This is a genomic window from Pseudomonas sp. SDO5522_S412, assembly GCF_054071215.1.
In genome coordinates this window covers 1-12,893 of record NZ_JBSVWQ010000071.1, presented here as the reverse complement: position 1 = coordinate 12,893, position 12,893 = coordinate 1, and the positions used below count along the sequence as shown (strand labels likewise).

The window sequence follows — 12,893 nt, the reverse complement described above, 5'->3', positions numbered from 1 at the left end:
CCCCGTCGTCGCCGTGAGTTTCGAAGGCCAGGGCGACGGCGGTGACAAATTCTGCGCAGCGGCGCGCGGCGTGTCAAACGCAGGCGGCGCTTCCCGATTTCCCCCATGAGACTCCCTCGATGCGCCATGCCGGCAACGAAACCCTGGCCGCTCTCACGGCCTATAAAAGTGGCTTCCTCAACATTGGCCTGTTTTCGGCAGTGATCAACCTGTTGATGCTGGCCCCGGCGCTGTACATGTTGCAGGTCTACGACCGGGTGCTGGCCTCCGGCAACTCGATGACCCTGTTGATGCTGACGCTGATGATCCTTGGCTTGTTCGGCTTGATGGGCGCGCTGGAGTGGGTGCGCAGCCAGGTGGTGATCCGTCTTGGCACACAGATGGACATGCGCCTGAACCAGCGGGTGTACGACGCCGCGTTCGAGGCGCAACTCAAGGGCGGTACCCAGGCGGCTGGGCAGGCGTTGAGCGACCTGACGACCTTGCGCCAGTTCGCCACCGGCCAGGCGCTGTTCGCATTTTTTGATGCGCCGTGGTTTCCGGTGTACTTGCTGGTGATCTTCCTGTTCCACCCCTGGCTCGGCGTCCTGGCGCTGGCCGGTGCGCTGATGCTGATGGCGCTGGCGTGGGCCAACCAGCACATCTGCCAGGCACCGTTGACTCAGGCCAATCAGCTGTCGATCAGCGCCAGCCAGCAGGCCACGGCCAACCTGCGCAATGCCGAAGCCATCGAAGCCATGGGCATGCTGGCAACCCTGCGTGCGCGCTGGTTTGCCCAGCACCAGGCGTTTCTGGCGGCGCAGAACCTGGCCAGTGAAAAGACCGCTGCCATCAGTGCCTGGTCCAAGGGCGTACGCCTGGCGTTGCAGTCATTGGTCCTCGGTCTGGGTGCATTGCTGGCGGTGCAGGGGGCGATTACGCCGGGCATGATGATCGCCGGCTCGATCCTGATGGGGCGGGTACTGAGCCCTATCGACCAACTGATCGGCGTGTGGAAACAGTGGAGTTCGGCGCGCCTGGCCTATGACCGTTTGACCCTGATGCTGGCGGCCAACCCGGCGCGCACCGAGCGCATGAGCTTGCCGGCGCCCAGCGGCCAGTTGACGGTCGAGCAGTTAAGCGCGTGTGCGCCTGGCAGTCGTCGGCCTGCATTGGCCAACCTCGGGTTCAGCCTGCCTGCCGGTGACGTGCTGGGCGTGATCGGGCCTTCCGGTTGCGGCAAGTCGACCCTGGCGCGGTTGCTGGTGGGGGCCTGGGCGCCCTTGGCCGGCAAGGTGCGGCTCGACGGCGCGGACCTGGCGCAATGGGACAAGCAGCAACTCGGCCCGCACATTGGGTATCTGCCCCAGGACATCCAGCTGTTCGCCGGCAGCATTGCCGACAACATCGCGCGTTTCGACACCGTGGATTCGGACAAGGTGCTCGCTGCCGCGCAAATGGCCGGCGTGCATCAACTGATCCTGCAGTTGCCCCAAGGCTACGACACCCAACTGGGGGAGGGCGGTGCCGGGTTGTCCGGCGGGCAGAAGCAACGTGTCGCGCTGGCGCGAGCGCTGTACGGCGTGCCTGCGCTGATCGTACTGGATGAGCCCAATTCCAATCTCGATGAGGCCGGCGAGCAGGCCTTGCTCCATGCCATCACCTTGCTCAAGGCGCAGCGTCGCACGCTGGTGCTGATCACCCACAAGACCCCTGTGCTGGCGTTGACGGACCAATTACTGATTCTGCGGGACGGCCAGTTGCAGGCGTTCGGGCCCACGGCGCGGGTGCTGGAGGCCACGCAGAAACCGGTGGCCGCGCCGCCCAAACCGGTGTCGGCGATGAGCATGAGCTACCGCCTCGGTGAAGGAAAAAAAGCATGAGCCGACCTGTGCTTGTGACGGACAACAGCGTGCCGCCGGTGAACAACGTGCTGGCGCTGGACGATAAAAAATACGCGCGCCTGGGCTGGTTGCTGGTGCTCGGCGGGTTTGCCGGGTTCCTTGGCTGGGCCGCGCTGGCACCGTTGGACAAGGGTGTGGCGGTGTCCGGCAAGGTCATGGTGTCGGGGCACCGCAAGACGGTGCAGCACCCCGCGGGCGGGATCGTCGAGCGGATCGAAGTGCGCGATGGCGAGGTGGTGAGCGCCGGCCAGGTATTGGTCCGCCTGAAGGAAACCCCGTTGCGCGGGCAGATGCAGTCTTTGCGCAGCCAGTTCATTGCGTCCCGGGCCAGCGAAGCGCGCTTGAGTGCCGAGAGCGAAGGCTTGTCGGCCATCGTCTTCGGCCCCGAACTGCTGAACGAGCCTGAGGCCGCCGCCACCTTGAGCCTGCAACGGCAACTGTTCAGCAGTCGCGCCCAGGCCCTGGCCACGGAGCAGCAAGGCCTGCGGGAAACCATCGCCGGGGCCGAGGCACAATTGCGCGGCACCCGGGAATCCCAGGCCAGCAAAGTGCTGCAACGCACCGCGATGAATGAACAACTGCAAGGCCTGCGCGAGCTGGCGCGGGACGGCTACATTCCGCGCAATCGGCTGCTGGAAAATGAACGGCTGTATGCCCAGCTCGACGGTGCGATTGCCGAGGATTTCGGCCGCATCGGCCAGTTGCAACGGCAAGTCCTCGAACTGCGCCTGCGCATCCGCCAGCTCGGCGAAGACTTCCAGAAAGACCTGCGCGGCCAACTGGCCGAAACCCGCACCCGCAGCGACGACTTGCGCAACCGGTTGGCCTCGGCCGAATTCGAACTGGCCAACAGCCTGGTGCGCGCGCCGGCGGCTGGCGTGGTGGTGGGGCTGGAGGTGTACACCGAAGGCGGCGTGATCAAGCCCGGCCAGGCGCTGATGGACATCGTGCCCCAGGGCGAACCACTGCTGGTGGAAGCGCGGGTGCCGGTGCAGATGGTCGACAAGGTGCACCCGGGCTTGCCGGTGGAGTTGCTGTTCTCGGCGTTCAACCAGAGCACCACCCCACGCATTGCCGGTGAAGTGACGCTGGTGTCGGCCGACCGCCAGGTCGACGAGCGCACCGATGAGCCGTATTACACCTTGCGCGCCCAGGTCAGTGCAGCTGGCATGCGCCAGCTCGACGGCTTGCAGATTCGCCCGGGCATGCCGGTGGAAGCGTTCGTCAAAACCGGTGAGCGCTCGATGCTCAACTACCTGTTCAAACCCTTGCTGGATCGGACTCACATGGCGTTGGTGGAAGAATGAAGGCGCTGTTATTCGGTCTGTGTTGTGCCTGCAGTGGATCGGTTCAGGCGCTGGGATTGCTCGACGCCTATGACTTGGCCCTGCGCAACGACCCGACGTTTCAGGCGGCAATCCAGGAGCGCGAGGCCGGCGAGGAAAACCGCATCATCGGCCGCGCCGGGCTGTTGCCGAACCTGTCCTGGAGCTACAGCAACTCGCGCAATGAGTCCGAAGTCACCCAGTCGACGGCGGTGGGCAACGTCACCAGCGACCGCGATTACCGCAGCTATGCCTCGACCCTGACCCTGCAACAACCGCTGCTCGATTACGAAGCCTATGCGCGCTATCGCCAGGGTGCAGCGCAGGCGCTGTTTGCCGATGAACGCTTTCGCAGCAAGAGCCAGGAACTGGCCGTGCGGGTGTTGAGCGCCTACAGCCAGGCGTTGCTGGCCCGGGAGCGGATCGAGCTGAGCCGCGCCCAGAAACGCGCGTATGCCGAGCGCCTGCAACTCAATGAACGGCTGCTCAAGGGCGGCGAGGGCACCCGCACCGATGTGCTGGAAACCCAGGCACGCCTGAGCCTGGCCCAGGCCGAAGAGATCGAATCCCTGGACACCCAGGACGCAGCCCTGCGCGAGCTGGAAGCGATTGTGGGCCAGCCGTTGCAGATAGACGAGTTGGCGCCGCTGACTCGCCAGTTCGAGATCCCGCCGCTGGCGCCCAACCGTTTCGAGACCTGGCGGGAAATGGCGATGGCCAACAACCCGGAGCTCAAATCCCAGCACCACGCGCTGGACGTCGCCGAATACGAAGTGGAGCGCAAGCGCGCCGGGCACATGCCCAAGGTCAGCCTGTATGCGAGCAGCCGCCAGACCAGCTCGGATTCGGAAAGCAGCTACAACCAGAAGTACGACACCAACAGCGTCGGCATCCAGGTCAGCCTGCCGCTGTTCGCCGGTGGCTCGGTGTCGGCGTCAACCCGTCAGGCCGCCAATCAACTGTCCCAGGCCCAATATGAACTGGACGCGCAGACCGCCAGGACGCTGATCGAACTGCGCAAGCAATTCAACCTCAACACCAGCGGCGCGGCCAAAGTGCGGGCGTATGAAATGGCGGTCAGCTCGGCCACCGCCCTGGTGAAGGCGACGAAGAAAAGCGTGACCGGTGGCGAGCGCGTCAACCTCGATGTGCTGGATGCCGAGCAGCAACTGTTCACGGCACGCCGCGACCTGGCGGATGCGCGGCATGCGTATCTGCTGGCGCGGATACAACTGAAGTATTTTGCAGGGTTGCTGAACGAGCAGGACCTGCGGGCGTTGGCGGGGTATTTCCAGCCATCGGCATGATGGCTATATCGGCTAACACACCGATCCACTGTGGGAGCTGTCGAGCCTTGGCGAGGCTGCGATGGCGGCGGGGCTGATGACATTTTTCTGTCTGACCCACCGCCATCGCGGCCTCGCTAAAGCTCGACGGCTCCCACATTTTGATCTTTGCAGTGCTGGGGATTTAACGCCGGGTCAGTAACACACCCGATTCCATGTGGTGCGTCCACGGGAACTGGTCAAACATCGCGCACTGGGTAATCCGGTGCGTGTCATGCAGTTGCGCAATGTTCGCCGCCAACGTCTCCGGGTTGCAGGAGATGTACAGGATGTTCTCGAAGCGCCGGGTCAGCTCGCAGGTGTCCGGGTCCATGCCGGCACGCGGCGGGTCGACGAACACGCTGCCGAACTCGTAGCTCTTGAGGTCGATGCCGTGCAGGCGGCGGAACGGCCGCACTTCATTCAAGGCCTCGGTCAGCTCTTCGGCAGACAAACGCACCAGGGTGACGTTATCCACCGCGTTTTCATCGAGGTTGCTCAGCGCCGCGTTCACCGAAGTCTTGCTGATCTCGGTGGCCAGCACTTTGCGCACGCGAGTGGCCAGGGGCAGGGTGAAGTTGCCGTTGCCGCAATACAGCTCCAGCAAATCGTCACTGCGGTCGCCGAGCGCTTCGTACGCCCAGTTGAGCATCTTCTGGTTCACCGTGCCGTTGGGCTGGGTGAACGCGCCTTCAGGCTGGCGATAGCTGAAGGTGCGACCGCCGACGTCGAGTTTCTCGACCACGTAATCGCGGCCGATCACATCGCGCTTGCCCTTGGAGCGGCCGATGATGCTGACGTTCAGGTCTGCCGCCAGCTTGTTCGCCGCCGTATGCCAATGCTCGTCCAGCGGTCGGTGATAGCACAGGGTGATCATCGCGTCGCCGGCCAAAGTGGTGAGGAGCTCCACCTGGAACAGCTTGTGGCTCAGGGCGGCGCTGGCTTGCCAGGCGGCCTTGAGTTGCGGCATCAACTGGTTGATGCGCAGGCTGGCAATCGGAAACTCTTCAATGAGGATCGGCGTGCGCTTGTCGTCCTGGGAGAACATTGCGTAGTGGCGCTGACCCTCTTCGCGCCACAGGCGGAACTCCGCCCGCAGGCGGAAGTTCTGCAACGGCGAGTCGAAAACCTGAGGCTCTGGCGCGTCGAACGGCGCCAGCAGGTCACGCAGGCGCGTGACCTTTTCTTCCAGTTGAACGGTGTAGCTTGCGGCGTCAAAAGTCATGCGTTGAACCAGCCCAGCTTGATCACAAACAGAATCGACAGGATCACCAGCGCCGGGTTCAGCTCACGGTAGCGGCCCGAAAGCAGCTTGATGGCGGTCCAGGCGATGAAACCGAAGGCAATGCCGTTGGCGATGGAATAAGTGAATGGCATCGCCAGGGCGGTGATCACCACCGGTGCGGCGACGGTGATGTCGTCCCAGTCGATTTCGGCCAGGCCCGAGGTCATCAGTACGGCGACGAACAGCAGCGCCGGTGCGGTGGCGAAGGCCGGGACGCTGGCCGCCAGTGGCGAAAAGAACAGCGCCAGCAGGAACAGGATCGCGACCACGACGGCGGTCAAACCGGTACGGCCACCGGCGCTCACGCCCGCCGCCGATTCGATGTAGCTGGTGGTGGTCGAGGTGCCCAGCAGCGAGCCGGCCATGGCCGCCGTACTGTCAGCGATCAGCGCACGGCCCATTTTCGGCATGTGGCCGTCCTTGCCCATGAGACCCGCGCGCTTGGCGACGCCGATCAGGGTGCCGGAGTTGTCGAACAGGTCGACGAACAGGAACGCGAAGATCACGCTCACCAGGCCGATGTCCAGGGCGCCCTTGATGTCCAGTTGCAGGAAGGTCGGGGCCAGCGAAGGTGGCATCGACATCACGCCGCCGAACGGGGTGAAGCCCAGCACGATGGAGGCGATGGTCACCACCAGGATGCCGATCAATACCGCGCCGCGCACTTTCAGGGCTTCCAGCGCAACGATCAGCGCGAAGCCGAGGGTGGCGAGGATCGGCGCGGGTTGTTTCAGGTCGCCCAGGCCCACCATGGTGGCCGGGTTGCTGACCACGATGCCGGCGTTGTGCAGGGCGATCAGCGCCAGGAACAGGCCGATACCCGCCGCAATCGCCGAGCGCAGGGGCAGCGGGATGCTGTTGATGATCCATTCACGGATGCGGAAGATCGACAGCAGGAAGAACAGCACCGCCGAGATGAACACCGCACCCAGCGCCACTTGCCAGGTGTGGCCCATGTGCAGGACCACGGTGTAGGTGAAGAATGCGTTGAGGCCCATGCCCGGTGCCAGGGCAATCGGGTAGTTGGCGATCAGGCCCATCACGGTGGAACCGATGGCCGCCGCGAGGCAGGTCGCAACAAAGACCGCGCCCTTGTCCATGCCGGTCTCGCCGAGAATGCTCGGGTTGACGAACAGGATGTAGGCCATGGCCAGGAAGGTGGTGACGCCCGCGAGAATCTCGGTGCGCACATTCGTGTTGTGTGCCTTGAGTTGAAACAGCTTTTCCAGCATGCCTGCTCCCTGTGACGCTATTTTGCGTCGTTATTTGTTGACCTCTAAGTCAAAGCACAAACTGCGCCAAGCGCCTGTGGTTCCAGAGAGGATCGGAAAAAGCGGCGCATCATACCAGCAGCCGAGGGCCAGTGGCGCATAGGCTTGATCATGGCCTTGAGGCATACTGCGCCGACGTTTATTACAGGGTCATCGACAGCATGAAAAAAGCCAGCGCCTGGAGTCTAGCTCTGTTCGGTTGCATCGGCCTGTGGCTCGGTGCGGCACCGGCGTGGGGCGCGCCTGCACCGGCGTTGAGCGAGGTGCGGGTATTCAAGGTTCAGTCGGCCAAGTGCACTGAAACCATTCCCGAGCGGGCCGACAGCACCCAGATGTGCACGCACCGCGGGCAGACACTGGTGTACGTGATGGAAGTCGGCCTGGGCAACAGCCCACAGGCATTTTTCGACGGCGCGTCGGTGCCCCGTATCAGCACCACCGCCATCTGCCAGGTGGGTTCCATCAGCCAGCCATGCAGCGGCGCGGGAACGTTGATGGGCTACATCTATACGTTCCAGCTGGATAATGTCGAAGCCGGCGGCACGTTCCAGTACAGCAACACCTCGATCAACCCACCGCGCAACCAGTTGGTCACCACCCTCGGCATTCGCTGATCGCCACCCATCAATTGCCTTGAACGCTCATAAACTCCGGAAGTCGGACCGCTAAGACGGCGACTTTTCTGAACGCCGCGATTGCACACCAATCCGTGAGGTGTTTATGAGCGCAACTCCCAATGGCGCGGCGGCCAAGCCGTTCGTCAGTCATCCGATACGCCTGACCCTCAATCGGGACCCCATCCAACTGGATGTATTGCCCTGGACCACCCTGCTGGACCTGCTGCGCGAGCAACTGGACCTGACGGGCACCAAGAAGGGCTGCGACCACGGCCAGTGCGGCGCCTGCACCGTGTTGCTCAACGGTAAACGGGTGAACGCCTGCCTGACCCTGGCGGTGATGTGCGACGGTGCCGAGTTGACCACCATCGAAGGCCTGGCCTCGGGCGACGACCTGCACCCGATGCAACAGGCCTTTATCAAGCACGATGCCTTCCAGTGTGGCTACTGCACGCCGGGGCAAATCTGCTCGGCGGTGGGCCTGGCCCGTGAAGGCCGCGCCCACGACACCGCGCAGATCCAGGAACTGATGAGCGGCAACCTTTGCCGCTGCGGCGCCTACAACAACATCCGCGATGCCATCGAAGAAGCCTTGCCGGCGTGCCGCGTGCAGGGAGGTGAGCAATGAATCCCTTCCATTACAGCAAGCCGGCCGACGTGCAGGAGGCGGTGCACCTGGTCAGCCCGGCGTCGCGGTTTATCGCCGGTGGCACCAACCTGCTGGACCTGATGAAAGAGAACATCAGCCGCCCGGAGCACCTGATTGATATCACCGGGCTGCCACTTCGCGACGTGGAAGAAACTCCCGAGGGCGGCTTGATGATCGGTGCCCTGGTGAGCAACGCCGACCTGGCCTGGCACCCGCTGATCGAGGAACGCTACCCGCTGCTGTCCCAGGCCATCCTCGCCGGCGCCTCGCCGCAATTGCGCAATATGGCCAGTACCGGCGGCAACCTGCTGCAACGCACCCGTTGCTACTACTTCTATGACGCCGCCGTGCCCTGCAATAAACGCGAGCCCGGCAGTGGCTGCCCGGCGCGGGTCGGTTTGAACCGCATTCACGCGATCCTCGGCGCCAGCGACCAGTGCGTCGCCACCCATCCTTCGGACATGTGCGTGGCCCTGGCCGCCCTGGATGCGCGGGTGCATGTGCAGGGCCGGGGTGGTGCGCGGGTCATCGAGTTCGCCGACTTTCACCGGCTGCCGGGCGATGCACCCCAGCGGGATAACCAGTTGGCCGACGACGAACTGATCACCGCCATCGAGTTGCCTGCCGACCACCTGGCTGCCCACAGTCACTATCTGAAAATCCGTGACCGGGCTTCCTACGCCTTCGCCCTGATATCCGTCGCGGCGGCGCTTGAGCTGGATGGCGATGTGATCGTCGACGCCCGCCTGGCCCTGGGCGGCGTCGCCCACAAGCCATGGCGTGATCGCGCGGTGGAAGCCGCGCTGATCGGCCAGTCCGTCAGCCGCGAAACCTTCAGCACTGCCGCCGAAACCCTGCTCCTGGACGCCGAGCCGCTGGAGCACAACGGCTTCAAGATCAAACTGGCACGCCGCGCGATCATTCGCGCCCTGAGCGATGCCGCTGTTGCAGGAGCCACGTCATGAGCGCAATCGGCAAACCGTTGGACCGGGTCGACGGTCTGCTCAAGGTCACCGGGCAAGCGCGCTATGCCGGTGAGTTTCCCGAGGATGGCTTGCTGCACGGCAGCGTGGTGTCGAGCAACATCGCCAAGGGCCGGGTCATCCGCATTGATGCGTCCCAAGCCCTGGCGCTGCCCGGTGTGGTGATGGTGCTTGATCACCTCAACCGCCCGAAACTGGCCAGCTACGACGACAGCTACGCCGATGCCGATGCTGCCGACGGCTCGCCGTTTCGCCCGCTGTACAACGACCGCGTGCTGTATAGCGGCCAGCCGTTGGCATTGGTGATTGCCGACAACCTGGAGCTGGCGCGCCACGCCGGTTCCCTGGTGCAGATCGAATACGCCGCCGAGCCTGCCGAGACCGATCTGCTGGCCTTGCAGGAGCAGGCGCACCCGTCGCCGCAAACACCGCCCAAGCCGCGCGGCAACTTCCAGGCCGAATGGACCGGCGCCGCCACGAGCCTGGATCTGCACTACAGCACGCCCATCGAACACCATAACCCCATGGAACCCCACGCCAGTACCGTGCTGTATCAGCCGGACGGCACCCTGCATATCCACGACAAGACCCAGGGCCCGCAGAACTGCCAGGCCTATGTGCAGAAAGTCTTCGGCCTGGATAAAAGCCAGGTGCGGATCTTCGCCGCGTTCGTCGGCGGCGCCTTTGGTTCAGGTCTGCGCCCGCAGTACCAGTTGCCGCTGGCAGTGATGGCATCGCTGGCCCTGAAGCGTTCGGTGCGCGTCACTCTCACGCGCCAGCAGATGTTCACCTTCGGTTATCGCCCGCGCACCTTGCAGCGCCTGCAACTGGGTGCTGCCGCCAATGGCCGCTTGCTTGCCCTGGGCCACACCGCCATCGGCCAGACCTCGCGCTTCGAGGACTTCAGCGAGCACGTGGTGGAATGGAGCGGCATGCTCTATCACTGCGATAACGTGCTGCTGACCTACAAGCTGGTGCCGCTGGACGTGTTCACACCGCTGGACATGCGCGCCCCCGGCGCAGCGCTGGGGGTGATCGGCCTGGAATGCGCGATGGATGAACTGGCCTGCGCCCTGGGCATCGACCCGGTGCAATTGCGGCTGATCAACTATGCCGAGCGCAATCAGAATGAAGACAAGCCCTGGTCCAGCAAAGCGTTGCGCGAATGCTACAGCGAAGGTGCCGAGCGTTTTGGCTGGAGCCAGCGCAACCCGGAGCCGCGAAGCATGCGCGATGGTCGCCAACTGATCGGTTGGGGCATGGCCGGTGGCGTGTGGGAGGCCCTGCAAATGAAGGCGAGCGCCAAGGCACGCATCGACCACCTCGGCAAGCTCACGGTCAGCAGTGCCACCACCGATATCGGCACCGGCACTTACACGGTCATGGCGCAGATCGCCGCCCAGGCCAGCGGCGTGCCGGTAGGCGATGTGACGTTCCTGCTGGGGGATTCATCGCTGCCGACGGCGCCGTTGCAGGGCGGCTCGTTTACCGTGTCGTCGGTGGGCAGTGCGGTGCAACAGGCCTGTGAAGCGTTGAACGCCAAGCTGTTGGACATTGCGCGCAAGACTTACCCGGCGTTCAAAGACGCTGAGTCGGCGCGGTTTGAGAACGGCCAGATGCACGCCGGTGACCAGCGCATCTCCCTGGCGCAATTGGTGCAAGACAGCGGCGAGCAGGCGCTGGAAGTGCAGGTGGATTGCGAGCCGGGCAAACAGCGCGAAGGCTATGCCTCTGCCACCCATTCGGCGGTGTTTGTCGAAGTGCGGGTGGATGAGGACCTGGGCACCATCAAGGTCAGCCGGGTGGTCAGTGCGATTGCGGCCGGGCGGGTGGTCAATCCGAAGATGGCCCGTAGCCAGATTCTCGGCGGTGTGGTCTGGGGCATCGGCATGGCGTTGCATGAGGAGACCCAGGTCGATCACGCATTGGGTCGCTCCATGAACCACAGCCTGGCCGAATACCACATTCCGGTAAACGCGGATATCGGCGAGATTGATGTGCTGTTTGTCGAAGAACACGACGAGATCGTCAACGCCCTTGGGTCCAAGGGCGTCGGCGAGATCGGGATAGTCGGGGTGGCGGCGGCGGTGGCCAACGCGGTGTATCACGCCACCGGCAAGCGGGTGCGGGACTTTCCCGTCACCCTCGACAAGGTCTTCTAAACCTTGGCGGGCTCTTCCACCGGCACATGCATGCGGTCGCGGTTGGCCAGGGTCGGGAACAGTTTGATCCAGACCCCGGTCACCACCAGCGTGCCGATGCCGCCCATGACCACGGCGGGCACGGTGCCGAACCAGTGGGCGGTGATCCCGGACTCGAACTCGCCCAACTGATTCGACGCGCCGATAAACAGCCCGTTGACCGCGCTCACCCGGCCGCGCATTTCGTCCGGGGTTTCCAGTTGCACGAACGAGGCGCGGATCACCATGCTGATCATGTCCGCTGCGCCCAATACCACCAGCACCGCCAGGGAGAACCAGAACGAGGTCGACAGGCCGAACGCGATGGTGGCTACGCCAAACACCCCGACCGCCGTAAACATGATCCGCCCCACATGCCGGTCGACGGCAAACCGCGCCAGCCACAACGACATCAACAACGCCCCGACCGCTGGCGCCGAGCGCAGCAGCCCAAGGCCCCACGGCCCGGTCAGCAAAATGTCCTTGGCGAACACCGGCAGCAAGGCCGTGGCGCCGCCCAGCAATACGGCGAACAGGTCCAGGGAAATCGCGCCGAGGATGTCCGGCCGACTGCGGATAAAACGAATCCCGGCCAGCAACGAATCCATGGTCGCCTTGGCCTTGTTCAGCGGCGTCTGGCGCGCGGGCAGGTTGAGGGTCAGCACGCAGGCGATCAGGTACAGCACCACCGTGGGGCCGTAGACCCAGACACTGCCAAAGGCGTACAGCAGACCGCCCAGCGCCGGCGCCACGATGGTGGCCAATTGCTGCGCCGACTGCGACGACGCCACGGCGCGGGGAAACAGTGCAGTGGGCACGATGCTCGGCAGCAGGGCCTGGGTGGTGGGCATTTCAAACGAGCGGGCTGCGCCCAGCAGGAATGCCAGGATAAAAATCATCTCGCGGGTGACATTGCCGGTCAGTCCGCCGATTGCCAGGGATAGCGCGATCAACGCTTGAACGGTCTGGCAGATGGCTGCGACCTTGCGCCGTTCATAGCGGTCGGCCACATGGCCGGTGTGCAGCATGAACAGCACCCGCGGTACGAACTCCACCAGGCCGACCAAACCCAGGTCCAGCACGTTGCCGGTCAGTTGGTAGAGGTTCCAGCCGATGGCCACGGTGAGCATCTGGAAACCGCTGGCGGTGAAGATCCGCGCCAGCCAGAACGCGATGAAAGGGCGGTGGTGACGTAACAGCAGCGCGGGTTCACTGGGCATCGGGGAGACGGGTCTGGGTGGGGGAACGGTGAGGTTATCACCAACTTGTAACCAATAGTTGCGTAGGAGGGTTGGGCGGGGGATATGGGCAGCTGATTGGGTACATATCCGTTGCTGCGGTAACGGCCGCTTATGGTTCCGCTCTTACAGCGGGT

Annotated in this window: 10 protein-coding genes; 7 read left to right on the top strand and 3 right to left on the bottom strand. The window is 64.0% G+C overall.

Annotation, left to right across the window (positions count from 1 at the left end):
- The first annotated feature begins 119 nt into the window (after positions 1-119).
- From ACW9I6_RS16520 to ACW9I6_RS16510, 3 genes are read left to right on the top strand one after another with little or no spacing between them, the layout of a single operon-like run.
- Positions 120-1,862: a type I secretion system permease/ATPase gene (locus ACW9I6_RS16520; RefSeq protein ID WP_457339543.1), complete on the top strand. Its 1,743-nt coding sequence runs from the start codon at positions 120-122 to the stop codon at positions 1,860-1,862.
- Positions 1,859-3,190, top strand: coding sequence for an HlyD family type I secretion periplasmic adaptor subunit (locus ACW9I6_RS16515; protein WP_177040843.1), 1,332 nt, complete (start codon positions 1,859-1,861; stop codon positions 3,188-3,190). Before ACW9I6_RS16520 ends, ACW9I6_RS16515 begins: the two co-directional genes overlap by 4 nt.
- Entirely contained in the window at positions 3,187-4,515 is a 1,329-nt protein-coding gene (locus ACW9I6_RS16510) for a TolC family outer membrane protein (protein WP_457339542.1), read from the top strand. The genes ACW9I6_RS16515 and ACW9I6_RS16510 overlap by 4 nt, the downstream gene beginning before the upstream one ends.
- Positions 4,516-4,678: 163 nt before the next feature.
- On the opposite strand, the gene trmA is transcribed toward ACW9I6_RS16510, so the two are convergent.
- Positions 4,679-5,758 carry a tRNA (uridine(54)-C5)-methyltransferase TrmA gene (gene trmA, locus ACW9I6_RS16505; RefSeq protein ID WP_457339541.1) on the bottom strand — a complete coding sequence of 360 codons (1,080 nt, stop codon included), beginning with the start codon at positions 5,756-5,758 and terminating at the stop codon, positions 4,679-4,681.
- Positions 5,755-7,050, bottom strand: coding sequence for an NCS2 family permease (locus ACW9I6_RS16500; RefSeq protein WP_003215557.1), 1,296 nt, complete (start codon positions 7,048-7,050; stop codon positions 5,755-5,757). Before ACW9I6_RS16500 ends, trmA begins: the two co-directional genes overlap by 4 nt.
- Before the next feature lie 200 nt (positions 7,051-7,250).
- On the opposite strand from ACW9I6_RS16500, the gene ACW9I6_RS16495 reads away from it, so the two are divergent.
- The 4 genes from ACW9I6_RS16495 to ACW9I6_RS16480 all read left to right on the top strand — a co-directional run bounded on the left by ACW9I6_RS16495 (position 7,251) and on the right by ACW9I6_RS16480 (position 11,500).
- Positions 7,251-7,703: a DUF4879 domain-containing protein gene (locus tag ACW9I6_RS16495; protein WP_008436632.1), complete on the top strand. Its 453-nt coding sequence runs from the start codon at positions 7,251-7,253 to the stop codon at positions 7,701-7,703.
- A gap of 106 nt (positions 7,704-7,809) precedes the next feature.
- Complete coding sequence (locus ACW9I6_RS16490) at positions 7,810-8,334, top strand: (2Fe-2S)-binding protein (RefSeq protein WP_003215562.1); 525 nt, start codon at positions 7,810-7,812, stop codon at positions 8,332-8,334.
- On the top strand, positions 8,331-9,320 hold the full coding sequence (locus ACW9I6_RS16485) for an FAD binding domain-containing protein (RefSeq protein WP_003215563.1): 990 nt from the start codon (positions 8,331-8,333) through the stop codon (positions 9,318-9,320). The genes ACW9I6_RS16490 and ACW9I6_RS16485 overlap by 4 nt, the downstream gene beginning before the upstream one ends.
- Positions 9,317-11,500 carry a xanthine dehydrogenase family protein molybdopterin-binding subunit gene (locus tag ACW9I6_RS16480; RefSeq protein WP_008436635.1) on the top strand — a complete coding sequence of 728 codons (2,184 nt, stop codon included), beginning with the start codon at positions 9,317-9,319 and terminating at the stop codon, positions 11,498-11,500. The genes ACW9I6_RS16485 and ACW9I6_RS16480 overlap by 4 nt, the downstream gene beginning before the upstream one ends.
- Here ACW9I6_RS16480 and ACW9I6_RS16475 read toward each other — a convergent pair.
- Entirely contained in the window at positions 11,497-12,738 is a 1,242-nt protein-coding gene (locus tag ACW9I6_RS16475; protein WP_063026986.1) for an MFS transporter, read from the bottom strand. The two genes, ACW9I6_RS16480 and ACW9I6_RS16475, sit on opposite strands and share 4 nt — an antisense overlap.
- Positions 12,739-12,893: the final 155 nt, after the last annotated feature.

Bases quoted from the DNA above. Each gene is read 5' to 3' on its own strand.
- ACW9I6_RS16520 (WP_457339543.1), top strand. From the start codon at position 120: ATGCGCCATGCCGGCAACGAAACCCTGGCCGCTCTCACGGCCTATAAA.
- ACW9I6_RS16515 (WP_177040843.1), top strand. From the start codon at position 1,859: ATGAGCCGACCTGTGCTTGTGACGGACAACAGCGTGCCGCCGGTGAAC.
- ACW9I6_RS16510 (WP_457339542.1), top strand. From the start codon at position 3,187: ATGAAGGCGCTGTTATTCGGTCTGTGTTGTGCCTGCAGTGGATCGGTT.
- trmA (WP_457339541.1), bottom strand. From the start codon at position 5,758: ATGACTTTTGACGCCGCAAGCTACACCGTTCAACTGGAAGAAAAGGTC.
- ACW9I6_RS16500 (WP_003215557.1), bottom strand. From the start codon at position 7,050: ATGCTGGAAAAGCTGTTTCAACTCAAGGCACACAACACGAATGTGCGC.
- ACW9I6_RS16495 (WP_008436632.1), top strand. From the start codon at position 7,251: ATGAAAAAAGCCAGCGCCTGGAGTCTAGCTCTGTTCGGTTGCATCGGC.
- ACW9I6_RS16490 (WP_003215562.1), top strand. From the start codon at position 7,810: ATGAGCGCAACTCCCAATGGCGCGGCGGCCAAGCCGTTCGTCAGTCAT.
- ACW9I6_RS16485 (WP_003215563.1), top strand. From the start codon at position 8,331: ATGAATCCCTTCCATTACAGCAAGCCGGCCGACGTGCAGGAGGCGGTG.
- ACW9I6_RS16480 (WP_008436635.1), top strand. From the start codon at position 9,317: ATGAGCGCAATCGGCAAACCGTTGGACCGGGTCGACGGTCTGCTCAAG.
- ACW9I6_RS16475 (WP_063026986.1), bottom strand. From the start codon at position 12,738: ATGCCCAGTGAACCCGCGCTGCTGTTACGTCACCACCGCCCTTTCATC.